This is a genomic window from Knoellia sp. p5-6-4 (assembly GCF_029222705.1).
Lineage (GTDB): Bacteria > Actinomycetota > Actinomycetes > Actinomycetales > Dermatophilaceae > Pedococcus_A.
This window is the reverse complement of the sequence record NZ_JARGZF010000002.1, coordinates 1,012,177-1,035,146: the sequence shown is the minus strand read 5'-3', so window position 1 is coordinate 1,035,146 and position 22,970 is coordinate 1,012,177. Positions and strand designations below refer to the sequence as shown.

The window sequence follows — 22,970 nt, the reverse complement described above, 5'->3', positions numbered from 1 at the left end:
GCGCTTGCGCTGCTGCACCGCGAGTCAGCGGGGGCCGGACGCCAGGTGGTCCGGGGGGACCACCGTGGCGCGCAGGGCGTGCTCGCGCTCGAGGCGGGCGACGTCGCGGCTGCGGCGCTCGGCGAGGAGCGCCATGAGCACCCACTCCGGGTGGTTGCCGGCCGGGGGCGCGGGGGCCATGTAGGGCCTGGCCTCGGCGAGCAGCCTGTGGGCCAGCTCCTCGCGCACGCCCGGCGCGAACGTCCCTGTGCGGGCGAGGAACTGGCGGATCGTCACAGCGAGGGCATCCGGCAGTGGGGCGATGTCGGCGCCGGCGGCCCAGGCGGCGAGGTGGGGCGGCATGTGCGGTGGGGGCGGCAGCGAGACCCGCTGCCGGTCGCGGACGACGTAGGTGCCCGCGAGCAGGTCGCCGAACCGCTTGCCCCTGCGGTTGAAGACCGCGCAGATCAGGGCGGGCATGCCCAGGCAGCTGTAGATCTCGAGCACCCCGACCATGGCCCGGGTCATCGCGTGGCGGAACTGGATCGGACCGGCGTCGTCACGCACGGTGCGCAGCCCGAGGGCGAGGTGGCCCAGCGTCTTGCCGCGGGTGAGGGTCTCGGACGTGGCGGGGATGGCGACCATCGCGCCGATCGTGGCGACGGTGATCGCGGCGGCCACGAGGGCGTCGTCACCGGAGCCGGCCAGCGCGTAGGCGACCCACTGCAGGCCCCACAGGGCGGCGAAGCCCACGACCAGGTCGATGATGCCCGAGCAGATCCGCAAGCCCAGGCCGGCGTGCGGCAGGTCGAGCGCCACCGCCTCGCCCGTCACCAGGTCGTCGGCACCCACCCCCACGGTGCTGCTGCTCACCGGCACACCCTACAGCGGCAACAGCGCCACGCCCCGCCGCTCGCGGGCACTAGGGTGAGGCCGTGGACCTGGACGCCTACGTGGCAGCCCACCGGGGGGACTGGGAGCGGCTCGAGCAGCTCACCAAGCAGCGCCGGCTGACCGGCGCCGAGGCCGACGAGATCCTCGACCGCTACCAGCGCGTCGCCACCCACCTGTCCCTCGTGCGGTCGACCGCGCCGGACCCGTCCCTCGTGGCGTACCTGTCGATGCTGCTGGCCAAGGCCCGTTCGAAGTCCGCCGGCACGAGGACGATGTCGTGGTCGGACGTCGGCCGCTTCTTCGGCCAGACCTTCCCCGCCGCGCTGTACCGCATGCGCCGGTGGTGGATCACCGTCCTCGTCCTCGACGTGCTGCTCGTGGTGGCGATGGGGTGGTGGCTGCTTGCCCACCCGTCGGTCGAGAGCTCGCTCGCCTCGCCCGAGCAGGTTCGCCAGCTCGTCGAGAACGACTTCGAGAACTACTACAGCGAGTACGCCGCGACCTCGTTCGCCTTGCGCGTGTGGACCAACAACTTCTGGCTGTCGGCGCTCTGCATCGCCTCGGGCGTCTTCGGCCTGCCCGTCGTCTACATGCTCGTCATGAACATGGCCAACCTCGCCGTGGTGGGCTCGATGATGATCCGGCACGACCGGGGCGCGCTGTTCTTCGGCCTGATCTCGCCGCACGGGCTGCTCGAGCTCACCTGTCTGTTCGTCGCCGCAGGGGTGGGGCTTCGGCTGTTCTGGGCATGGGTCGAGCCGGGGCCGCGCTCCCGCGCCCAGGTGCTCGGAGCGGAGGGGAGGGCGGCGCTCGGCACCTCGCTCGGGTTGGTCGTGCTCCTGCTGCTCTGCGGCCTCATCGAGGCGTTCGTGACCCCCTCGGGCCTGCCCACCTGGGCACGGGTGGGCATCGGGGTCCTGGCCGAGGCCGCGTTCTTCACCTACGTGTTCACCGCCGGGCGGTGGGCCCATCGGCGCGGCGAGACCGGCGACCTCGCCGAGGCCGACCGGGGCGCCGAGGTGCCCGTCGCCGGCTGACGCCGTCTGTTCCCTCACGCACAGAGCGGGGAATGCCGTCGCGGCACGTCCCGAGCGGAGCATTGCCGTGTCCTCAGTGCGCCTCCGTGCTGCGGAGTGCTGCATCGACAGGCGCACTCTCGGTAACCGTAGAAGATCAGGCAGGGACGGAGATTCCCTGCAGCCAGGCCTGCCAGGCCGGCTCTTCGCGCCGCACGTAGTCCGCCGCGTCTGCGGAGAACAGGTACGCCCGTACGCCCGCCGTCGCCTTGCCGCCGCCTTCGTCCCACGCGAAGACGCTGAGCATTCCGGGCACCGGCGCGGTGAGCCGGACCAGCGTCTGCCGCTCACCGACGCGCTCGACCGTGCCGGTGGCGCCGCGCACCTCGACCGTGGCGCCCTCGTCGCCCAGCCCGAGCGCGTCGTGCAGGGTCGACCAGAGCGCCTCCGCGTCGCCGGGGTGGGAGGCGGTGGCCTCCAGGTGTGTGGCCTCCTGGCCGGGGAAGTGCGACAGGTAGAGGCGCAGGTTGTCGAAGAACGGCATCCAGCCGGGGCCCATGGTGTCCCAGAACTCCGACTCCCAGGCGGCGCCGGTCCCGAAGCCGCTGCTGGTGACGCGCACGATGCAGGTTCCGCCGGACTGTGCCTCGACGAGGAACTCCGACGTCAGCGGGCTGAGCGCATCGGGGTCCTTGCCCATGAGGGCGGCCCAGTCCTCCTCGTAGACGAGGCGGCGCGGCGGCTCCCATGCGGTGACCTGGCCGTCCGAGCCCATCTCCGGGCCCATGGTGAAGTGCAGGGAGCCGCCTTCCCGCTCCTCCATCTCGGTCGGCGCAAACCAGGCGCTCATGCCCTTGGCGGTGGCGATGGCTTGCCAGACCTGCTCCGGGGTGCCCGGGACCTCGACGCTGAACTCAAGGCGGTACGGGACGTTCGGGGTGGTGCTCATGGGTTCTCCTCAGGAAGGGGGTGGGCGGCGACGAGGAGCCGGTGTGGGCGCCCGTCGTCGTGGTGGTGGCGAGCGGCCAGGTCGAGCACCGCGGCGGTCAGGTCGTCGGCGAAGGCAGCCCGGTCGGCGGCCGACCGGAAGCCGATCTGCGTATCGATGGTCAGGGTCGGCAGGCGCTTGCCGGACGCGCCGGCCCGGCGCGCCAGGGCGCCGACCTCGCGCACCAGCCGACCGGCCAGCGCGACGAGGTAGCTTGCCGACAGGTGGTCGGCGTTGGCTTCCGGGTCTGCCGCGGACGCGCTGACTGCCGCCGGCGACACCACGTACGACGCCGCCGACGCCTGCAGTACCCGCTCGGTGATGCCCCCGTGCCTGCGCTCGGCGGACAGCTCCACGAGGCCGTGCGCCTCGAGCGCCTTGAGGTGGTAGTTGACCTTCTGGCGCGCGATGCCGACCCGGGCGGCGAGCCCGGCGGCGGAGGCGGGGAGGGCCAGCTCGCCGAGCAGTCGGGCCCGGACCGGATCCAGCGCGGCGGCGGCTGCCTCCGCGCTCTCGATGACCTCGACGTCGTGCATATCGCCACGATGCTCTTGACAATAATTCTTGTCAAGAGGGATGCCTCAGCAAGGTGACGCGCAGGTGGTGGGGCACCTACGGCTCGGGGCCACGACCCACCCAGCGAGCATCAACGATCGTGACACTCGCTGCGCTCACAGGACTGCGCCGCGCGGCGCCACCTCGACCGCGGCCACACCCCTGCCGTAGAGCACCATGAGCCGATCACCATGGCTGGTGCGAAGCACGCCGGAGGGTTTCGCAAGGGTTTCAACGACTCGCTCGATGACCTCGTTCTCGTCGCCGTCATCCTCAAACCTGACATCGAGTTGGTCGCCACTCACAAGGCGGATCCGCAGCACTACCTCTGCCATGCGCACGCACCTCAGATCCTGTTGCGCCGGCCGAATCCTGTGGCCAATCGCCACTCTACAAGCGCAGATCCAAGCCAGCGGGGCACCTTCGAGACGAGTCAGTCGACCACGCGGCATGACGCGGCTCCGGACGTTGGCTCGACGAGCGATCGCGGCGATGTGGCGCACGTTGAGCGGCCACGTGCCCCTTCGGAAGTTGACCGAGGGAAGGGTGAGGATCCACCAGTCGCGAGCCACAGAGGGGTGGGCTCTGGCGCGGCCGCGGATCAGGGAGTACACAGGGGGCAGACCGAAGGGGACGTCATGGTTGCACCACAGCAGACAAATGCCGCACGCCTCGAGATCGACTACCCCGACCGACTGGACCGGGTCACCACGCTCTTCCGCGTCGTCCTCATCATCCCCATAGCCATCGTGCTCTCGCTGGTGAGCGCCAACGCGACCTCGACCACGGTCATCTACAAGTCGGGCGAGGTGGTCGAGAAGACGACGAGCACCGGTGGCGGCATCGCCGGTGGGCTGTTCGCCGCCACAGCGCTGATGATCGTCTTCCGGCAGCGCTACCCGCGCTGGTGGTTCGACTTCGTTCTCCAGTTCAACCGCTTCGGGACGCGCGTCGGCGCCTACCTCGCCTTGCTCACCGACCGCAACCCCTCGACCGAGGACGAGCAGGCCGTCCACCTCGACCTGGACTACCCCCGACGCGCGCGAGGGCCTCAACCGATGGCTCCCGCTGGTCAAGTGGCTCCTGGCTCTGCCCCACTACGTCGTGCTGCTGTTCCTCGGGTTGGGCGCCGTCGTGGCAGTGGTGATCGCGTGGTTCGCGATCCTGTTCACCGGTCGCTACCCGCGTGGACTGTTCGACTACGTCGTCGGGGTCGGTCGGTGGGCGCTGCGAGTACAGGCGTACGCATTCCTCCTCCTCACCGACTCCTATCCACCCTTCAGCCTCCGCTGACCCGCGCTCCGGGACGGTCGATGAGGTCGCGCGGGCAACTGTTGGATCCGTCCGCCCCCGGGGTCGCCCGGTGCGGATCGTGACGACCGCGGCCCCTTCCTGATACCGGGGACGTTGCCCACAGGGGGTTGGTGCCAATGAGGTGGTCGGTCACGCTGAGGGAGCCAGGGGTGTACCACAGCCGACTTCGAGGTCCCCTTCCAACGAGGACTCCAACGGACACTCCCGACGTGCCCCTGAAGGGCCGGCACGCGGCATCCGGGCATCGACCGCTCCTGTCGCCGACATCGGGGTCGACTGGCGGCGGAAAGACCTGTCAGGTGAATCCGGCGCGTCGCTGCGCGCTGCTGGAAGACTGGGTCGCGTGACGGGATCTGATCGTGACCGGGACGCCGAAGGCCGCGCTCGTCAGGCAAGGCCTCGCGACACTCTGGGCCGACCACTGCCCTATGGCGCCGAGGGTGTCGAGCCGGTGTCGGAGGAGCCCTTACCGCCGGAAGAAGCACTCGAGGCAGCTCGAGGACTGGTGGAAGCTGGCCGTCCGTTCTCCGCCCACGAGGTTCTGGAGGCGCGTTGGAAGGCGGGGCCGATCGAGGAACGGGACTTGTGGCAAGGCCTCGCGCAGCTCTGTGTTGCCATGACACACGCGGCCCGCGGGAATCAGGTGGGAGCCGACCGACTCTTCGAACGCGCCGCAGACCTGTTGACAGCGTTTTCTGCCACCGGACGGGGGGCCTACGGCTTGGACTTGGATGCGACTGTGAAGCAAGCTCGCGGTCACGTCGGCAGGTTCTAGACCCACGACCGGCTCGCGGCGGAGAGACGCACTTTCTGATCACGGCAGGATCTCGGCGACCGAAGGGTGCGTCCTCCGTGCGCATCATCGTGCAAGATCATCCGCCGCATCCTTCCTGGCCACGAAGCTGGGCATCCTGTCGGTGAGCAGTGACAGGATGGCCGCATGCCCGGCGAGGAGACGCCCGAAGAGTTGGCCGGCCAGCCGGTGATCTCATTCGCCACTGTGCAGGACTGCGAGGCATGGTTCTGCGAGCACCACGCCGACCACCGCGGCTTCTGGCTCAAGATTGGGAAGACGGGCGCGGCGCAGACAGTCAACTACTCCGAGGCGCTTGGCGTCGCTCTCTGCCACGGCTGGATCGACGGGCAGAAGCGGGGATACGACGAGAGCCATTGGTTGCAGCGCTTCACCCCCCGCGGGCCGCGGAGCAAGTGGTCGCAGATCAACCGGGACAGGGCCGAGGCGCTGATCAGGGCCGGTCGCATGCACCCGGCCGGTCAGGTGCAGGTGGACGCGGCGAGGGCCGACGGCCGGTGGGCTGCGGCCTATGCCGGCCAAAAGAGCGCGACTGTCCCCGACGACCTGGCTGCCGCGCTCGCGGCCGACCCGCAAGCCAAGGCGTTTTTCGAGACCCTCTCGGGCTCCAACCGCTATGCGATCCTCTACCGCGTCCATGATGCGAAGAAACCGGAGACCCGGGCCGCGCGCATCGCGAAGTTCGTCGAGATGTGCCACAACCACGAGACCGTCCACTGACTGGTGGGGAGCTTCGGCGATCTCGCTGATCGGCCCGTGTGAGGCCGCCCATGGATGAGAAGAACCCCGGACTTCTGCCGCTCGACGCTGGCCGGCAGAAGACTAGGGGGCGTACCGCTCTACCCCTACGGATGTCGCCCCGCGGAAGGTCTGGACTTCGGCAAACCGATAAGCGCCTACCCGTCCTCGACACGGCGGAATGACACGCGCCATCGTCCGGCTCATCCGTCAAACACGGCTGCCGTGCGCGGTGGGTCAACACACGGGGGACACCCAGTCAGAGCAGGCCGCGGCTCTTGAGCGACAGGTAGTGGTCGGCCAGCACGACAGGGAGGTGTTCGGGGTCGGCGTCGAGCACCTCGACGCCGAGTCGGCCGAGGCCGGCTGCGGTGCGCTGACGCAGAGCCGTGGTGCGCTCAGCCGCCGCGGCGTCGTAGACCGCGCGCGCATCCCCCCGGCCCGAGCGCATCTGCCCCAGTGCGGGATCCGACACCGACGCCACGACGACCCTGTGCCGCTGCGCCAGCACCCCGAGCGGCGGCAGCAGCGACTCCTCGATCGCAGCCGGCTCGAGCGGCGTGAGCAGCACGACCAGGCCGCGGTGGCGGCTGAGCCGGGTGACCTCGGAAGTGAGCAGGCGCCAGTCGGCCTCCAGCAGCGCCGGCTCGAGCGGGGCCATCGCGGTCACGAGGTCGGAGAGCAGGGCGGTGCGGCTGGAGCCGACGACCTTGCGGTGGACCCGGCGGTCGCCCGCGATGAGGTCGACCCGGTCGCCGGCGCGCGAGGCCAGGGCCCCGAGCAGGAGGGCGGCGTCCATGGCGGCGTCGAGGCGCGGAGTGTCACCGACACGTCCGGCCGAGGTGCGAGAGGTGTCGAGGACGAGCACGATGTGCCGGTCCTTCTCCGGCTGCCACGTGCGGACCACGGTGGAGCGGCGCCGGGCCGTGGCGCGCCAGTCGATGCTGCGCACGTCGTCACCATCGACGTAGTCGCGCAGCGAGTCGAACTCGGTGCCCTGGCCACGGACGCGCACGGCCGAGCGGCCGTCGAGCTGGCGCAGGCGCGCCAGTCGAGAAGGGAGGTGGCGCCGCGAGTGGAACGGGGGCAGCGCGCGCAGGTGGCCCGGCACGGCATACGACCGCTGCCGTCCCGCGACCCCGAGCGGACCCAGCCGGCGCACGGTGACTCGGTCGGCCTGCCGGTCGCCTCGGCGAGTGGGGGTGAGGCCGGTGCGCAGCGCGCGGCGCTCGCCCGCCGGGATCGCCACTCGGTGTCGGTTGCCGGTGGCACCGGCCGACGGCTGCCAGGCGTCACGCAGCGAGCCGCGGAACGTGCGCCTGCCGGTGTTGGTCGCGAGCAGCGTGGTGCTACCCGCCTCGCCGAGACGCACCTGGGCCGACGGCACGCGCTCGAGGTCCAGGGCGCGCGTGCTGCCGGCCACCACGACGTCGAGGACCGTCGCCACCAGGCACACCAGCACCCAGAGCCAGACCGTCGTCGCCGCCGGGCGCAGCAGCACCGGCACCGCGCCGCACAGCACGAGCACCACGAGGCGGCCGGTCACCAACATGCGCGACAGCTCTCAGCGGGGGACCGGCACGGAGCCGATGGCGCTGTCGAGCACGGCGGCCACGCCCACGCCCTCCAGCTCAGCCTCGGGCCGCAGCGACAGACGGTGGGCCAGCGTCGCCTGGGCGAGCGCCTTCACGTCGTCGGGGGTCACGAACTCGCGTCCGTTGAGCCAGGCCCACGCCCGGCTGGTCGCGAGCAGCGCGGTGGCGCCGCGAGGGCTGACGCCGAGCGAGAGCGACGGCGAGTGACGGGTGGCGCGGGCGATGTCGACGATGTAGCCGATGACCTCGGGCGAGGCCTCCACGTGTGCGACCGCCTCGCCTCCCGCGGTGAGGTCGTCGGCCGACGCGACCGCGCGCAGTCCCGCTCCGGCGAGGTCGCGCGGGTCGAACCCGGCGGCGTGCCGGGCGATGACCGCCACCTCGTCCTCGCGGGGCGGGAGCGGCAGCACGGCCTTGAGCAGGAAGCGGTCGAGCTGGGCCTCGGGCAGCGGGTAGGTGCCTTCGTACTCCACCGGGTTCTGGGTGGCGGCGACCATGAACGGCACCGGCAGCCGGCGGGGCATGCCGTCGACCGAGACCTGGCGCTCCTCCATCGCCTCGAGCAGCGACGCCTGGGTCTTCGGGGGCGTCCGGTTGATCTCGTCGGCGAGCAGCAGGTTCGTGAACACCGGGCCCTCCCGGAAGGAGAACTCCGAGGTGGCGTTGTCGTAGACCAGCGAGCCCGTCACGTCACCCGGCATGAGGTCGGGCGTGAACTGCACGCGCTTGGTCTGCACGTCCAGGGCTGCGGCGATGCTGCGCACGAGAAGGGTCTTGGCCACGCCGGGGACGCCCTCGAGCAGGACGTGGCCGCGGCACAGCAGGCCGATGAGGATGCCCGTGACGGCGGCGTCCTGGCCGACGACGGCCTTGCCGACCTCGGCCCGCACCGCGAGCAGCGCGCGCCGCGCCTGCTCGGACCGGCCGCGGACGTCCTGCCCGTGGCTGTTCTCGTGCCCGGGCTGCCCATGTCCGGCCGGGGCGTCGGTCACGGCGCTGTGGGGGTGGTCCGTCATGGTCGGTGCACTTCCTTCTGCAGGGTGGACAGGTCGTCGGCGAGGGTGACCATCGCATCCTCGTCCGCAGGCGGTGGGCCGGCCAGCAGCGCGTGCACCTCGGCGAGGGACCGGCCGGTCGCCGAGGCTGCCGCCTGCGCCACCACCTCGGGTGACGCGCCGGCCGGCAGGCCGAGGTAGGTCGCAAGGCGGCGGGTGGTGGCCGCGCGCAGCACCGTGCCCGCGCGGGCGGTGTCGCGGGCCTTGCGGTAGAGCCTGCCGCGGCTCTGCGTCGTCTCGATGGCCTTCACGACCGCCGGCAGCGGCTCGGTGACCAGGGGCCCGAACCGTCGTCCCCGCCAGAGCATCAGGGCGAGCACGGCGAACAGGGCGAGGAAGGTGAGCGGCCCGAGGGCGGCGGGGAGCTCCGACTCCGGGGTGGTGTCATCGGCCGAGACGTCGAGGACCGAGGGGATGTACCAGACCAGCCGGTCGCCCTGCCCGAGCAGGCGGAGGCTGACGCCCGCGTTGTCGTAGCGGGTGACCTCGCCGTTGGTCAGCACCTCTCCCGCCCCGAGCACGACGACCTCGGGGGTGTCGGGCCCATCCGGCAGGGACACCAGCGCCGAGGCACCCTCGAACGAGAAGCAGCGCGCGGCGTCAGGGACGGAGGTCGTGTAGGCAGGGCCGCCGGCCGTGATCGTGTCGGCAGTGGAGAGGCCGGCGAGCGCGCACCCGGCCCGCAGCGACCGGGTGGGGGAGCCCCCACTTGCCGGGGACACCTCGACGCTGAGCGCCTGCAGCACGAAGCGGCTCGGCTCGACGAGCACGAGCCGCCGCGCCGAGCGGACCTGCGTCCACAGGGCGGTGGCGGTCCCCTCGGAGAGGGCCGAAGGCTCGGTCACGATGACGGTGGTGTCGCCGTCGATGGTGTCGAGCGACTCGAGCGCGTCGCGGTCGCGGGCGACGTCGACGCGCACGCCGCGCTCGTCGAGCACCCGGGCCACCGCCTGGGCGCCGTCAGAGCCGGCGTTGCGGGGGTCGAGGGGGTCGTCGTTGCCGCCCCGCCCGCGGATGGCCAGCAGCACCGCGACGACCAGGAGCAGCACCAGCACGACCACGGCCCAGACGACGCGGCGGCGGTAGCGGGCTCGCGGGTCCGTTCCGGCGGGCCCCGGCAGACCACCAGCAGCACGCTCGGCCTCGGGGCGGTCCCAGACGGTCAGGCTCATGGCGTGCCCCCAGTGGTGGTGGCAGCCACGGCCGGTGGCCTGGAGGCGGGCCGGGCGCGCTCCACCGCTCGGTCGAGGGCGATGATCCGCTCGGCCTGTGCGCGGTTGGGCTCGTGGTGGCCGTAGGCGACGGCGTCGAAGAGGTCTGCAGCCCACCGCAGCTCCTCCCGCTGCATGGGGAAGGGGTCGGCCAGGTGCTCGCCGACCTCGTGGGCCGTGAGCGATGGCGCGTCGTCGAGGAGGGTGCGCTCCGCGCCGCCCTGGGCCAGGGCCCGCATGGCGTCCAGCACCGCGTCGGAGTACCGGCCGGCGGACAGCGCCCGAGCGCTGCGCTCGCGGAACTCGATCGCCGTGAGTCGCTGGTCACCGAGCAGCGCCGGGCCACCAACCGGCGCCCGCCGGGCCTCTCGCCGCACGTGCCGCAGGGCGAACAGGACCAGCGCCACGAGCGCCGCGGTCACCAGGCCGGCGACACCCGCGGGGAGGACGCCGCCTGCGCTGGGGTCGGCGTTGAGCAGCGCGTCGATGAACCGCTCGATGGCGTCGAGGGCGCGGGCGATGGGGTCGTTGTGCTCGCGGTAGGCCGGCCGGGACAGCTCCTCCTCGAGCCATTGGCGCGCCTCGGCGTTGTCGGGGTCCAGGCCCGCGGCGAGGTGGTGGAAGGAGCGCAGGGCAGCGGGCGGCATCAGCGGGTGGGCACGTGGGCGGCGTCGGCGGCGGCCCGGGCGAGCGCGAGGTCGAAGCCCTCCTTGCGGATGCGGGCATCGGTGTAGAGCAGGGCGAGCACGGCTGCCAGGAACGGCTGCGTGAGCACACCGCTGAGCAGGCTCCCGAGCACGCTGGCCCCGGCCACCACGAGGCCGGCGGCGGCCTCGGCACCTCCACCGCTGACCATCGAGTCGAGGGCGAGGCCGAGCACCATGCCACCGAGCTGCAGCGCGAAGGACAGGACGTACTGCACGACCCCGATGAGCATGCTGGAGGCGAGGAGGATGCCGAAGGTGCGCCAGAACAGGCCCGGCGTCAGGCGCCACGACCGGCGCAGCGACGCGATGACGCCGAGGTCCTCGAGCACGAGGGCGGGGGTCGCCAGCGCCAGCCGGATGCCCAGCCAGGTGGTGGCCACCGCGAGGCAGAGCACCGCGACGACGCCGAGGACGCCGGCGGCCGGGGCTCCGTCGACGAACCCCCAGATGGCCAGCGCCACCAGCAGGCCGAACACCACCGTCGGCGGGACGACCAGGATCGCGCAGAGGCCGACGAGACGGGGCAGGAACCGGCGGGTGCGGCCCCAGGTCTCGCCCATGGTGACGTTGCGCCCGAGCACCGCCTCGCCAACCGGGTAGGCCAGGATCCCGGAGAGCGCGATGGACGTGGCCGAGCTGAGGAACAGCAGCGCCGCCGCCGACGACGTGAGTCCGAGGGCCAGGAACAGGTCGAGCGCGTCGCCGCTCTCGAGGGAGGTGGCCACGACGTAGCCCACAGCGCCGAGCACGCCGATGACGACCAGCACGGCCAGCGAGGTCACCAGGGCAAGGCCCAGGAAGGTGCGCGGGTTGCGGCGCAGGCACGCGAAGCTCGCCTCGACGATGTCACCGAGGCTCAGTGGGCGCAGCGCGATGATGCCCGGCTTGTGGGCCGGCAGGGCGGCGCCCCATCCCGCCTGCTGGCCCCACTGTCCCGGCTGCGCGGGGGAGGAGGGGTATGCCGTTCCCGCCGGCCCGTGGCCGGCGTCACCGGTCGTGCCCGTCGGCTGGGCGCCGGGGGCGCTCCAGCCCGGCGCGGAACCCTGGGCCCCGCCGGGCACCATGCCCTCAGTCATCTGACCCCCTCAGCCAGCCGCCCTCGCGGTCACCCGAAACCTACCAGCGCACACGGACGGCGGGCCGGCAGCCCGAGCGGGCCGTGTGCATGTCGTGATCAGGCCGAGACGCCGGCTGCGAGCGCGCTGAGCCGGCTCTCGAGGTGGGCGGCCCGGGCGGGCTCGGCGCCCAGGGCCTCCTGGCGCCGGATGAGCGCCGGCTCCTCGCGCGCCAGCGCCAGGCCTCGGCGCACGAGGGTGAGAGGTGGCTTGCGGCGCTCGGCCAGGTCACGGGTGAGCCGGCGGGCGAAGGTCACCCAGCGGTGGTGGTGCACGCAGAACGCGCCCGCGAGCAGGCCGAGCTGGTGCAGGTCGGGGATGATCTCGGCGGCGAAGATGCCCTCGGCGAGGACGATGTCGGTGGGCCGGGCGGTCACCACCGTGGTGTCGACCGCCCGGTTGGCCGAGATGTCGTAGACGGGCGTCTCGACGCTGCCGTGCCGCACGAGGGTGTCGAGCGCGGCGAGGGCGGCGGGGCGGTTCCAGGAGTCCGGGTGGTCCCAGTCGATGATCCCGAGCTCCTCGCTGCGGGGCATCTGCGGGTCGTCCTCGTCGCGGTAGAAGTCGTCGAGGCGGACGATGGGCCAGCCGTGGGAGCCCTTCAGGCGGCCCGCCAGCCGCGACTTGCCGGCCCCGCTGGGGCCGGCAAGCACGACGACGCGGGCGAGGTGGGCGGTCACCGGCCCTTGGGGTGCCAGACCGTCTTGGTCTCGAGGAACGCGCTCAGCCGCGACAGGTCGGGCGTCGCCGTCCAGTCGGGCTCGACCGCGTCGGGTCCGGTGCCGGCGGGGCGCACCACGCGCTTGAGGTTCTCGGCGGCAGCCAGCTCGAGGTCGCCCCACGCGACACCCTCGGCGCCGGCCGCGCCGGCGAGGTCGATGGCGTTGACGTCGCGGTGCGAAGCCAGCCAAGGGGCCACCTCGGCGGTGCGGCCCGTGATGATGTTGACGACCCCGCCGGGGACGTCGGAGGTGGCCAGTGCCTCCGAGAGCGTGATCGCCGGAAGCGGGCGGTGCTCGCTGGTGAGCACGACGGCGGTGTTGCCCGAGACGACCACGGGCGCGAGCACCGACACCAGCCCGAGCAGCGACGACGCCTGGGGAGCCAGCACGGCCACGACGCCGGTCGGCTCCGGGGCGGAGATGTCGAAGTACGGCCCGGCCACCGGGTTGAGCCCGCCGAGCACCTGGGCGTACTTGTCGCTCCACCCGGCGTACCAGACCCAGCGGTCGATGGCCTGGCCCACGAGCGCCTCGGCCTGGCGCTCGCCCACGCCCTCGCTGGCGCGCACCTCGGCGACGAACTGGGCGCGGCGGCCCTCCATCACCTCGGCCACGCGGTACAGCACCTGGCCGCGGTTGTAGGCCGTGGTGCCGGCCCAGCCGTCGACCGCCTTGCGGGCGGCGACCACGGCGTCACGGGCGTCCTTGCGGGAGCCCTGCGCCGCGTTGGCGAGGAAGGCGCCGGAGGTGCCGCCGCCGGCATACACCTCGTAGGAGCGGCCCGACTCGGACCGGGGGAACTTGCCCCCGATGTAGAGCTTGTAGGTCTTCTTGATCTCGACTCGGCTCGGGGCGCCGGTGGTCGGGCTCACTTGGTGTCTCCCGTCGTGACGTAGGCCTCGAGGCCGTGGCGACCGCCCTCGCGGCCGTAGCCCGACTCCTTGTAGCCGCCGAAGGGGCTGGTCGGGTCGAACTTGTTGAAGGTGTTGGCCCACACGACGCCGGCGCGCAGCTGGTCGGCCATCCAGAGGATGCGCGAGCCCTTCTCGGTCCACACGCCCGCGGACAGGCCATAGGGGGTGTTGTTGGCCTTGGCCACCGCCTCGTGCGGGGTGCGGAAGGTCAGCACCGACAGCACCGGGCCGAAGATCTCCTCCTGCGCGATGCGGTGCGTCTGGCTCACGCCGGTGAAGACGGTCGGGCGGAACCAGAAGCCCTTGCTCGGCAGCTCGCACTCGGGCGACCAGCGGGTGGCACCCTCGGCCTCACCGGCGGCGGTCAGCTCGGTGATGCGCTGCAGCTGCGCCTTGGAGTTGATGGCGCCGACGTCGGTGTTCTTGTCGAGCGGGTCGCCGACGCGCAGGGTCGAGAGGCGACGCTTGAGGCGCGCCTCGACCTCCTCGGCGATGGACTCCTGCACGAGCAGGCGCGAGCCGGCGCAGCAGACGTGGCCCTGGTTGAAGAAGATGCCGTTGACGATGCCCTCGACCGCCTGGTCGATGGGGGCGTCGTCGAAGATGATGTTGGCCGCCTTGCCGCCGAGCTCGAGCGTCGCCTTCTTGCGGGTGCCGGCGATGGCGCGGGCGATCATCTTGCCGACGCCGGTCGAGCCGGTGAAGGCGAGCTTGTCGATGCCCGGGTGGTCGACGATGGCCTGGCCGGTGGCGCCGGCGCCGGTGACGATGTTGACCACACCGGCGGGCAGGTCGGCCTGCTGGCACACCTCGGCGAACAGCAGCGCCGTCAGCGGGGTCGTCTCGGCGGGCTTGAGCACCACGGTGTTGCCGGCGGCGAGGGCCGGGGCGATCTTCCACGCCAGCATGAGCAGCGGGAAGTTCCACGGGATGACCTGGCCGACGACGCCGTGGGGGCGCGGGTTCGCGCCGAGCGACGCGTACTCGAGCTTGTCGGCCCAGCCCGCGTGGTAGAAGAAGTGCGCCGCGGCCAGCGGCACGTCGACGTCGCGGCTCTCACGGATCGGCTTGCCGTTGTCGAGGCTCTCCAGCACGGCGAACTCGCGGGCGCGATCCTGCAGGATGCGGGCGATGCGGAAGAGGTACTTGCCGCGGTCGGCGCCGGACATGCGGCCCCAGGCGCCCTTGAAGGCGCGCCGAGCGGCGTCGACGGCGCGGTCGACGTCGCTCGACGAGGCCTCGGTGACCTCGGCGAGCACCTCCTCGCTGGACGGGCTGATCGACTTGAACGCCGACCCGCCCTCGGTCTCGGTGAACTCGCCACCGATGAAGAGCCCGTAGGAGGGCTTGAGGTTGACGACGGCCCGGGACTCCGGGGCCGGTGCGTATTCGAACTTGGCCATGAGGTGGGGGTTCCTTGGTCCGCGAGGGGTCAGTACAGGCTGGGGGAGTCGTCGGTCACGTAGTCGGGACCGGAGTAGGCGCCGATGCGCATGCGCTGGCGCTGCAGGAGCAGGTCGTTGAGCAGGCTCGAGGCGCCGAAGCGGAACCAGTGCGGGTCGAGCCAGTCGTCGCCGGCGACCTCGCTCACGGCCACCAGGAACTTCAGGGCGTCCTTGCTGGTGCGGATGCCGCCGGCCGGCTTCACGCCGACCATCTCGCCGGTCAGCGAGAGCCAGTCGCGCACGGCCTCGAGCATGATGACGGTGACGGGCAGGGTGGCTGCGGGGGAGACCTTGCCGGTGGAGGTCTTGATGAAGTCGCCACCGGCGAGCATCGAGAGCCACGAGGCGCGGCGGACGTTGTCGTAGGTGACCAGCTCGCCGGTCTCCATGATGACCTTCAGCCGAGCGTCGCCACAGACCTCCTTCACCTGGGCGATCTCGTTGAAGACGTCGAGGTAGCGGCCCGAGAGGAAGGCGCCGCGGTCGATGACCATGTCGATCTCGTCGGCCCCGGCGGCCACGGCGTCACGGGTGTCGGCCAGCTTGACGGCCATGCTCGCCCGCCCGGACGGGAAGGCGGTCGCCACGGCCGCGATGTTGACGCCGCTGCTGGCGCCGAGCACCTCACGGGCCACCGGCACCATGTCGCCGTAGACGCACACGGCGGCGGGGCGGGGGGTGGACATGTCGGTCGCGTCGGGCGTCAGCGCCTTCGCGCACAGGCCCCGCACCTTGCCGGCGGTGTCGGCGCCCTCCAGCGTGGTCAGGTCGATCATGCTGATCGCCAGGTCGATCGCCCACGCCTTCGACGTCGTCTTGATCGATCGGGTGCCGAGCATGGCGGCGCGGGCCTCACACCCGACCTGGTCGACACCCGGAAGGCCGTGCAGCCACGAGGTCAGTGACTCGTTGGTCAGGCGGGAGACGCCGAGGAGGTCACGGGCACGGGAGGTCGCGTCGACCGCGTCGGTGGAGGTACTCACCGAACGAGTCTAGCGGTGTCTCAGAGTGCGGTCAGACCCCCGTGAGGCCCTGCATCGCCTCGCGGATTGCGGCCAACCGCGCCGTCGCCCGCTCACGGGCGCCCGCCAGGGACTCGCGGCCGTCCACCGGCTCGACGACCTCGAGGTAGACCTTGAGCTTGGGCTCGGTGCCGGACGGTCGCACGATGACGCGAGATCCGTCGGCGAGGTAGTAGCGCAGGCCGTCGGTGGGCGGCAGGGCGTCGCTGCCTGCCGACAGGTCGTCAGCGCGCTCGACCGCCGTGCCGGCGACCTCGGTGGGCGGGTCGTCCCGCAGCCTGTCCATCACCGAGCCGATGAGGGCGAGGTCGGCGACCCGCACGGAGAGGGCGTCGGTGGCGTGCACCCCGTGCTCGACGGCGAGGTCGTCCAGCACGTCGAGGAGGGTGCGCCCCTCGGCCTTGAGCTCCGCCGCCATCTCGGCCATGAGCAGGCTCGCGCTCACTCCGTCCTTGTCGCGCACGGTCGCCGGGTCGACGCAGTAGCCGAGCGCCTCCTCGTAGCCGTAGCGCAGCCCGGGCACGCGGGCGATCCACTTGAAGCCGGTGAGGGTCTCCTCGTGGCGGATGCCGGCCTTGGCCGCCATGGCGGCGAGCAGGCGCGAGGAGACGATCGAGTTCGCGAACACCGCATCCTTCGCGACGCCGCGCTGCAGGACGTGGGCGCCGAGCAGCGCGCCCACCTCGTCGCCGCGCAGCATGCGCCAGGCACCGTCGTCGACCACGGCGACGGCGCAGCGGTCGGCGTCGGGGTCGTTGGCCAGCACGAGGTCGGGCTGCACCTCGCGGGCCAGCTCGAGCGCCGCGTCGATCGCGCCGGGCTCCTCCGGGTTGGGGAACGACACCGTCGGGAAGGCGGCGTCCGGCTGCTGCTGGCTGGCCACCGGCGCTGGGGCGGGAAAGCCGGCCTTCTCGAAGACCTTCAGCACGGTCTCGCTGCCCACCCCGTGCAGGGCGGTGTGCACGATGCTGACGTCGCGGGAGGAGTCCGGCGCGACGATCGCCGCGGTGGCGTCGACGTAGGCCTCGAGCACCTCGTTGTCCAGCGTCTCCCAGCCGTCGTCGGCCAGCGGCACCTCGGCGACGGCCCTGACCCGGGCGATCTGGGAGGCGATGCCGGAGTCGGCGGGCGGCACGATCTGGCTGCCGTCGCCGAGGTAGACCTTGTAGCCGTTGTCCTGCGGGGGGTTGTGGCTCGCGGTGACCATGACGCCAGCGTCGGCGCCGAGGTGGCGGATCGCGAAGGCCAGCACGGGGGTCGGCAGGGTGTGGGGCAGCACGGACGCACGGCCGCCGGCGCCCACCACCACCGCCGCGGTGTCGCGGGCGAAGACGTCGGAGTTGCGGCGGGCGTCGTAGCCGATGACGACGAAGGGCTCGGCGTCCTGCTCCTTCAGGTATGCCGTGAGGCCGGCTGCCGCGCGGATGACCACCGCGCGGTTCATCCGGTTGGGCCCGGCCCCGAGGGCGCCGCGCAGCCCTGCGGTGCCGAACTCGAGCATCCCGCCGAACCGGTCGGCGAGGTCGGCGAGGGCGGCGGCGTCGGCCTCCTTGGCGCGGGCGACCACCTCCCCGAGCTCCACCCTCGTCTCGTGGTCGGGGTCGTCGTCGATCCAGGCCTGCGCAGCCTCGATGAGCTCGTCGTGGTGCTGCGCACCCTCGCCGCCGTTGTCGGCGCGTCCGTGCCTGCCGGCATACGTCATCTCGGTCTCGTCCTCTCAGATGGCGGCGACGATGTCGGCGAGCAGCCGGCCGCAGCGCCCGGCTGCGGCCTGGCCGGCCTCCATCACCTCGGCGTGCGACAGCGGCTGCTCGCTGATGCCGGCGGCGAGGTTGGTGACGAGCGAGATGCCGAGCACGTCCATCCCGGCCTGGCGGGCGGCGATGGCCTCGAGCGTGGTGGACATGCCGACCAGGTCGCCGCCGATGACCTTGGCCATCTGGACCTCGGCCGGAGTCTCGTAGTGGGGGCCACGGAACTGCACGTAGACGCCCTCGTCGAGAGTCGGGTCGATCGAGCGGGCGACCTCGCGCAGGCGCGGCGAGTAGAGGTCGGTGAGGTCGACGAAGTTGGCGCCCTCGATGGGGGAGTGGGCGGTCAGGTTGATGTGGTCGCGGATGAGCACGGTCGTGCCCGGGACCCACGCGGGGTTGAGGCCACCGCAGCCGTTGGTGAGCACGATGGCCTTGCAGCCGGCAGCCGCGGCGGTCCTCACCGCATGCACGACGGCCCGCACGCCGCGGCCCTCGTAGAAGTGGGTGCGGGTGCCGTAGACGAGGGCACGCCGCCCGGTGTCGCCGACGGCGACCGAACGCATGGTGCCGGAGTGGCCCTCCACGGCGGCCTTGGCGAAGCCGGGGACGTCGGCGTTGTCGATCGTCGCGAGCGTCTCGCCGATGAGGTCGCCGGCCTGGCCCCACCCGGAGCCGAGGACGAGGGCGACGTCGTGGCGCTCGGCACCGGTCCGCTCGGCGATGACCGATGCGGCGGCCTTGGCCACCTCGAACGGGTCGATCGCTGGGTCGTTGAGGTCCGGGGTGCCCGACGCGGGGCCGCTCTGCTCGATCACGGGGGGAAGCCTACCCACGGTCGCGACGACGGCCGGATGGTTGGATGGGGCCGTGAATGCACCTGAGACCTCAGTCGTGATCCTCGGCGGTGGCCCCGGCGGCTACGAGGCGGCCCTCGTGGCAGCGCACCTCGGCGCGAAGGTCACCGTGGTCGACCGCGACGGCCTCGGGGGTGCAGCGGTGCTCACCGACTGTGTGCCGTCGAAGGCCCTCATCTCCACGGCGGACTTCATGTCGCAGTTCGAGACCGCCGCCGACCTCGGGGTACACCTCGAGGACACCGAGGGCGACGAGGTCGCCGACTCGGTGGCCGAGCTCGTGGCCGTGAACCGGCGCGTCATGAGCCTGGCCGCAGCCCAGAGCCGCGACATCGGTCGCCGCCTCGAGGCGGACGGGGTGCGGGTGCTGCCCGGCACGGGGCGCCTCGTGTCGCCGTCGCTGGTGCGGGCTGAGCTCACCGACGGCGGCGTCGAGGAGGTCGCCGCGGACGTGGTCCTCCTCGCCACCGGTGCGACGCCGCGGGTGATGCCCACGGCGCAGCCGGATGGCGAGCGGGTCCTCACCTGGCAGCAGATCTACAACCTCAAGGAACTCCCCGAGAAGCTCGTCGTGGTCGGGTCCGGTGTCACGGGCGCCGAGCTCGCGCAGGCCTACCTCGGGCTGGGTTCGCAGGTGACGCTCGTGTCGTCGCGCGACCGCGTGCTCCCGGGGGAGGACGCCGACGCCGCAACGGTGATCGAGGAGGTCTTCCGCAAGCGGGGCATGGAGGTGCTCGACCGCTCGCGCATGGCTGCCGTCGAGCGCACCGAGACCGGCGTGCTGGTGCGGCTCGAGGACGGGCGCGAGGTCGAGGGCAGCCACGCCCTGCTCGCCGTCGGCTCGATCCCGCAGACCGACGGCATCGGCCTCGAGGAGGTCGGCGTGCAGCTCAAGCCCTCGGGCCACGTCGCCGTCGACCGCGTCTCGCGGACGTCGGTGCGCGGCATCTACGCCGCGGGCGACTGCACCGGGGTGCTGCCGCTGGCCTCCGTCGCGGCGATGCAGGGCCGCATCGCGATGGCGCACGCCCTCGGCGACGCGGTGCACCCGATCAACCTGCGGGCGGTCTCGGCCAACATCTTCACCGACCCGGAGATCGCCACGGTGGGCTTCTCGCAGAAGGACGTCGACGAGGGCCTCGTCGACGCAGACTCGCTCATGCTGCCGCTCGCCACGAACCCGCGGGCGAAGATGCAGGGCATCACCGACGGCTTCGTGAAACTGTTCGCCCGCAAGGGAATCGGCACGGTGGTCGGTGGTGTGATCGTCGCGCCCCGCGCCTCCGAGCTGATCTACCCGGTCACGCTGGCCGTGCAGCACGGGCTCACGGTCGACCAGCTGGCGGGGACGTTCACGGTCTACCCGTCGCTGTCGGGGTCGGTCGCCGAAGCAGCCCGCCAGCTGCACGCCCCACACTAGAGCGATCAGGTCGATCTCGCCCTCAGCCGAGTCCGGGACATGGCGGTGACCCCGCCGGTGCCGGGCCGTGGGGCGCGGGACGCGGGGGTGTGGACAGCGGAGGTGGGCACCCGGCATACCTGCCGGCGGTCGCTCGGCGAGCCGTCTCCGGGACCCGTCGCTAGGGTCGATACGAAGGCTGAACCCCACAGAAACGAGGCACACATGGCCGGCGGATTCATGGACAAGGTCAAGGACTTCGTCAAGGGCAACCCGGAGCAGGCTGCCTGCGCGATCGAGAAGGTCGAGGACGTCGTCGACCAGCGAACCGGCGGGAAGTACTCCGAGCACGTCGACCGCGGCGGCGACGCCCTTCGCGACAAGCTCGGCCTGCCGCCAGAGGGCAGCCAGCCCGTGCCGGGCGAGCCGATCCCGGAGCCGCTTCCCGAGCCCGGTCCCAAGCCGGTGCCTGAGCCCGGGCCGACCCCGATGCCGGAGCCGGGGCCCACGCCGGTGCCGGAACCCGGTCCCACGCCCATGCCCGAGCCGGGACCCACCCCCATGCCCGAGCCCGGTCCGTTCCCGCAGCAGGAAGCCTCCTCCGACGAAGTCCCTGCGCCCAACCCGCAGCCGCTGCCCGGTGACGATGCCCAGCAGCCGGGGTCGCTCGACGAGCCGATGACGCCGGGTGGCGGCCAGCAGCCCGGTCAGCCCGGCGGGCCGCTGGAGGAGGGCCTGCGCCCCGAGAGCCGCGGCGACGCCGGGAGCGGCGCCCCCCGGGGCGGCAGCGACGAGCCGCTGCCCCAGGGCGGCCCGACCCAGCAGGGCGAGGCGCAGGCGGCTCCCGGCACCCCGGGTGGCGACCAGCCCGACACCGGCGGTCCCGCCCAGGTCCCCACCGACGAGCCGGGGAGCACCACCACCCCCGGACCCGGGCCGGACACCGGCGAGGCTCCCGAGAGTGGTGCCGAGAAGCGCCTGCCGCCCTTCGGGCAGTCCTGAGCACGCGGCATACATGACCGAGGGCGCCTCCCACCGGGAGGCGCCCTCGTCCGTGCCGGCACCGCGGTGCCACTGGTCTCTTGCGGGGGGTCAGTCCTTGATGTCGGCGATGACCGCGCCGTTGGTCACCGTCTGGCCCACCTCGGCCGACAGGCCGGTGATGGTGCCGGACTTGTGGGCGTTGATCGGCTGCTCCATCTTCATCGCCTCGAGCACCACGACGAGCTCGCCCTCGGCGACCTCCTGACCCTCCTCGACGGCGATCTTGACGATGGTGCCCTGCATGGGGGCGGTCAGGGAGTCACCCGAGACCGCGGCGCCGGCCTTGCCGCCACCGGAGCGTTTCGGAGCCTTCTTCTTGGCCGCCGCGCCACCGCCCCCACCGAGGTTCAGGCCGCCGGGCAGCACGACCTCGAGGCGCTTGCCGCCGACCTCGACGACGACCGTCTGCCGCTCGCCCTGCTCCTCGGGGGCCTCGGCCACCGGTCCGCTGTAGGGCTCGATGGTGTTGTCCCACTCGGTCTCGATCCACCGGGTGTGCACGGTGAACGGCTCGCCCGCGTCGCTCGGGTCGAAGGCCTCGTCGTCGAGCACCGCGCGGTGGAAGGGCAGCACGGTCGGCATGCCCTCGACCACGAACTCAGCCAGCGCCCGACGGGCCCGCTGCAGGGCCTGCTTGCGGTCGTGGCCGGTGACGATGAGCTTGGCGAGCATCGAGTCGAACGCGCCGGCGATGGTATCGCCCTCGACGATGCCGCTGTCGAGCCGGACGCCGGGACCCGACGGGGGCTGGAAGACGCTCACCGTGCCCGGGGCGGGAAGGAAGTTGCGACCGGCGTCCTCGCCGTTGATGCGGAACTCGATCGAGTGCGCCCGCGGGGTGGGGTCGCTGTAGCCGAGGGGCTCGCCGTTCGCGATGCGGAACTGCTCGCGGACGAGGTCGATGCCCGTGACCTCCTCGGTCACGGGGTGCTCGACCTGCAGCCGGGTGTTGACCTCGAGGAAGGAGATGGTGCCGTCCTGCCCGACGAGGAACTCACAGGTGCCGGCACCGGTGTAGCCGGCCTCCTTGAGGATCGCCTTGGAGGCGCGGTAGAGCTCGGCGTTCTGCGCGTCGGAGAGGAAGGGCGCCGGAGCCTCCTCGACGAGCTTCTGGTGGCGGCGCTGCAGCGAGCAGTCGCGCGTCGAGACGACGACGACGTTGCCGTGCATGTCGGCCAGGCACTGGGTCTCGACGTGCCGGGGCTTGTCGAGGTAGCGCTCGACGAAGCACTCCCCGCGTCCGAACGCGGCGACCGCCTCGCGCGTCGCAGAGTCGAACAGCTCGGGGATCTCCTCCAGGGTGCGGGCGACCTTCAGACCGCGGCCGCCACCGCCGTAGGCCGCCTTGATGGCGACGGGCAGGCCGTGCTTCTCGGCGAAGTCGATGACCTCGATGGCGTTCTCGACCGGGTCGGGGGTGCCGGGCACCAGCGGGGCCTTGGCCCTCGCGGCGATGTGCCGGGCCTTGACCTTGTCGCCGAGGCTGTCGATGGCCTCGGGGGAGGGGCCGATCCAGGTGAGCCCGGCGTCGATGACGGCCTGGGCGAAGGAGGCGTTCTCGGCGAGGAACCCGTAGCCCGGGTGCACGGCGTCGGCGCCCGCGCGCTTGGCCACGTCGAGCAGCTTCTCCTGCACGAGGTAGCTGTCACCGGGGGTGGACCCGCCCAGCGCGAAGGCCTCGTCGGCAACCTTGACGTGCAGCGCGTCGCGGTCGGGGTCGGCGTAGACCGCCACGGAGCCGATGCCGCTGTCCTTGCAGGCACGTGCGATGCGGACGGCGATCTCGCCGCGGTTGGCAATGAGAACCTTGCTGATGGGCGCCATGGCGCGGAGCC

At 72.3% G+C, this 22,970-nt stretch carries 22 protein-coding genes; 6 read left to right on the top strand and 16 right to left on the bottom strand.

The window, feature by feature from the left end; all coding sequences use genetic code 11:
• Positions 1-24: 24 nt before the first annotated feature.
• Positions 25-852 carry an RDD family protein gene (locus P2F65_RS16305; RefSeq protein ID WP_275810115.1) on the bottom strand — a complete coding sequence of 276 codons (828 nt, stop codon included), beginning with the start codon at positions 850-852 and terminating at the stop codon, positions 25-27.
• Between the two features lie 62 nt (positions 853-914).
• Here P2F65_RS16305 and P2F65_RS16300 point away from each other — a divergent pair, with 62 nt between their 5' ends.
• Entirely contained in the window at positions 915-1,910 is a 996-nt protein-coding gene (locus tag P2F65_RS16300) for a stage II sporulation protein M (RefSeq protein ID WP_275810113.1), read from the top strand.
• 136 nt (positions 1,911-2,046) lie between these two features.
• Here the strand turns inward: P2F65_RS16300 and P2F65_RS16295 are convergent, their stop codons facing one another.
• The 3 genes from P2F65_RS16295 to P2F65_RS16285 form a co-directional block, all read right to left on the bottom strand.
• Positions 2,047-2,838, bottom strand: a complete 792-nt coding sequence (locus P2F65_RS16295) for an SRPBCC domain-containing protein (RefSeq protein ID WP_275810110.1) — start codon at positions 2,836-2,838, stop codon at positions 2,047-2,049.
• Positions 2,835-3,413, bottom strand: a complete 579-nt coding sequence (locus P2F65_RS16290) for a helix-turn-helix domain-containing protein (RefSeq protein ID WP_275810107.1) — start codon at positions 3,411-3,413, stop codon at positions 2,835-2,837. Before P2F65_RS16290 ends, P2F65_RS16295 begins: the two co-directional genes overlap by 4 nt.
• A 135-nt stretch (positions 3,414-3,548) precedes the next feature.
• Complete coding sequence (locus P2F65_RS16285) at positions 3,549-4,448, bottom strand: hypothetical protein (RefSeq protein WP_275810104.1); 900 nt, start codon at positions 4,446-4,448, stop codon at positions 3,549-3,551.
• A gap of 52 nt (positions 4,449-4,500) precedes the next feature.
• On the opposite strand from P2F65_RS16285, the gene P2F65_RS16280 reads away from it, so the two are divergent.
• The 3 genes from P2F65_RS16280 (at position 4,501) to P2F65_RS16270 (ending at position 6,280) form a co-directional block, all read left to right on the top strand.
• Positions 4,501-4,725, top strand: a complete 225-nt coding sequence (locus P2F65_RS16280) for a DUF4389 domain-containing protein (protein WP_345803714.1) — start codon at positions 4,501-4,503, stop codon at positions 4,723-4,725.
• A 142-nt stretch (positions 4,726-4,867) separates the two neighbouring features.
• Positions 4,868-5,521: a DUF309 domain-containing protein gene (locus P2F65_RS18475; protein WP_345803707.1), complete on the top strand. Its 654-nt coding sequence runs from the start codon at positions 4,868-4,870 to the stop codon at positions 5,519-5,521.
• 165 nt (positions 5,522-5,686) lie between these two features.
• On the top strand, positions 5,687-6,280 hold the full coding sequence (locus tag P2F65_RS16270; RefSeq protein WP_275810101.1) for a YdeI/OmpD-associated family protein: 594 nt from the start codon (positions 5,687-5,689) through the stop codon (positions 6,278-6,280).
• Positions 6,281-6,557: 277 nt separating this feature from the next.
• Here the strand turns inward: P2F65_RS16270 and P2F65_RS16265 are convergent, their stop codons facing one another.
• From P2F65_RS16265 to P2F65_RS16215, 11 genes are all read right to left on the bottom strand, one after another.
• On the bottom strand, positions 6,558-7,850 hold the full coding sequence (locus P2F65_RS16265) for a DUF58 domain-containing protein (protein WP_275810098.1): 1,293 nt from the start codon (positions 7,848-7,850) through the stop codon (positions 6,558-6,560).
• 12 nt (positions 7,851-7,862) lie between these two features.
• The gene (locus P2F65_RS16260; protein WP_275810095.1) at positions 7,863-8,909 is read right to left on the bottom strand and encodes a MoxR family ATPase; all 1,047 of its coding nucleotides are present in this window, start codon (positions 8,907-8,909) and stop codon (positions 7,863-7,865) included.
• On the bottom strand, positions 8,906-10,120 hold the full coding sequence (locus tag P2F65_RS16255) for a DUF4350 domain-containing protein (protein WP_275810092.1): 1,215 nt from the start codon (positions 10,118-10,120) through the stop codon (positions 8,906-8,908). Before P2F65_RS16255 ends, P2F65_RS16260 begins: the two co-directional genes overlap by 4 nt.
• The gene (locus tag P2F65_RS16250) at positions 10,117-10,806 is read right to left on the bottom strand and encodes a DUF4129 domain-containing protein (RefSeq protein ID WP_275810089.1); all 690 of its coding nucleotides are present in this window, start codon (positions 10,804-10,806) and stop codon (positions 10,117-10,119) included. Before P2F65_RS16250 ends, P2F65_RS16255 begins: the two co-directional genes overlap by 4 nt.
• Positions 10,806-11,942 (bottom strand): glycerophosphoryl diester phosphodiesterase membrane domain-containing protein, encoded by a 1,137-nt coding sequence (locus P2F65_RS16245; protein WP_275810086.1) that lies wholly within the window; start codon positions 11,940-11,942, stop codon positions 10,806-10,808. Before P2F65_RS16245 ends, P2F65_RS16250 begins: the two co-directional genes overlap by 1 nt.
• Positions 11,943-12,040: 98 nt before the next feature.
• Complete coding sequence (locus P2F65_RS16240; protein WP_275810083.1) at positions 12,041-12,661, bottom strand: ATP-binding protein; 621 nt, start codon at positions 12,659-12,661, stop codon at positions 12,041-12,043.
• Entirely contained in the window at positions 12,658-13,575 is a 918-nt protein-coding gene (locus P2F65_RS16235; protein WP_275810079.1) for an aldehyde dehydrogenase family protein, read from the bottom strand. Before P2F65_RS16235 ends, P2F65_RS16240 begins: the two co-directional genes overlap by 4 nt.
• Positions 13,572-15,020 carry an aldehyde dehydrogenase family protein gene (locus tag P2F65_RS16230; protein ID WP_275810076.1) on the bottom strand — a complete coding sequence of 483 codons (1,449 nt, stop codon included), beginning with the start codon at positions 15,018-15,020 and terminating at the stop codon, positions 13,572-13,574. Before P2F65_RS16230 ends, P2F65_RS16235 begins: the two co-directional genes overlap by 4 nt.
• 29 nt (positions 15,021-15,049) lie before the next feature.
• Positions 15,050-15,979, bottom strand: a complete 930-nt coding sequence (deoC, locus tag P2F65_RS16225; RefSeq protein WP_345803713.1) for a deoxyribose-phosphate aldolase — start codon at positions 15,977-15,979, stop codon at positions 15,050-15,052.
• A gap of 97 nt (positions 15,980-16,076) precedes the next feature.
• Entirely contained in the window at positions 16,077-17,786 is a 1,710-nt protein-coding gene (locus P2F65_RS16220; RefSeq protein WP_275810070.1) for a phospho-sugar mutase, read from the bottom strand.
• Positions 17,787-17,801: 15 nt separating this feature from the next.
• Positions 17,802-18,653: a purine-nucleoside phosphorylase gene (locus tag P2F65_RS16215; RefSeq protein WP_275810067.1), complete on the bottom strand. Its 852-nt coding sequence runs from the start codon at positions 18,651-18,653 to the stop codon at positions 17,802-17,804.
• 52 nt (positions 18,654-18,705) lie between these two features.
• Here P2F65_RS16215 and P2F65_RS16210 point away from each other — a divergent pair, with 52 nt between their 5' ends.
• Together P2F65_RS16210 and P2F65_RS16205 are read left to right on the top strand one after the other, a co-directional pair.
• Positions 18,706-20,112, top strand: a complete 1,407-nt coding sequence (locus tag P2F65_RS16210; RefSeq protein ID WP_275810064.1) for an NAD(P)H-quinone dehydrogenase — start codon at positions 18,706-18,708, stop codon at positions 20,110-20,112.
• A 204-nt stretch (positions 20,113-20,316) separates the two neighbouring features.
• Complete coding sequence (locus tag P2F65_RS16205; protein ID WP_275810061.1) at positions 20,317-21,093, top strand: Rv0909 family putative TA system antitoxin; 777 nt, start codon at positions 20,317-20,319, stop codon at positions 21,091-21,093.
• 90 nt (positions 21,094-21,183) lie between these two features.
• Here P2F65_RS16205 and P2F65_RS16200 read toward each other — a convergent pair whose 3' ends face one another.
• Complete coding sequence (locus P2F65_RS16200; protein WP_275810058.1) at positions 21,184-22,959, bottom strand: biotin carboxylase N-terminal domain-containing protein; 1,776 nt, start codon at positions 22,957-22,959, stop codon at positions 21,184-21,186.
• Positions 22,960-22,970 lie beyond the last annotated feature (11 nt).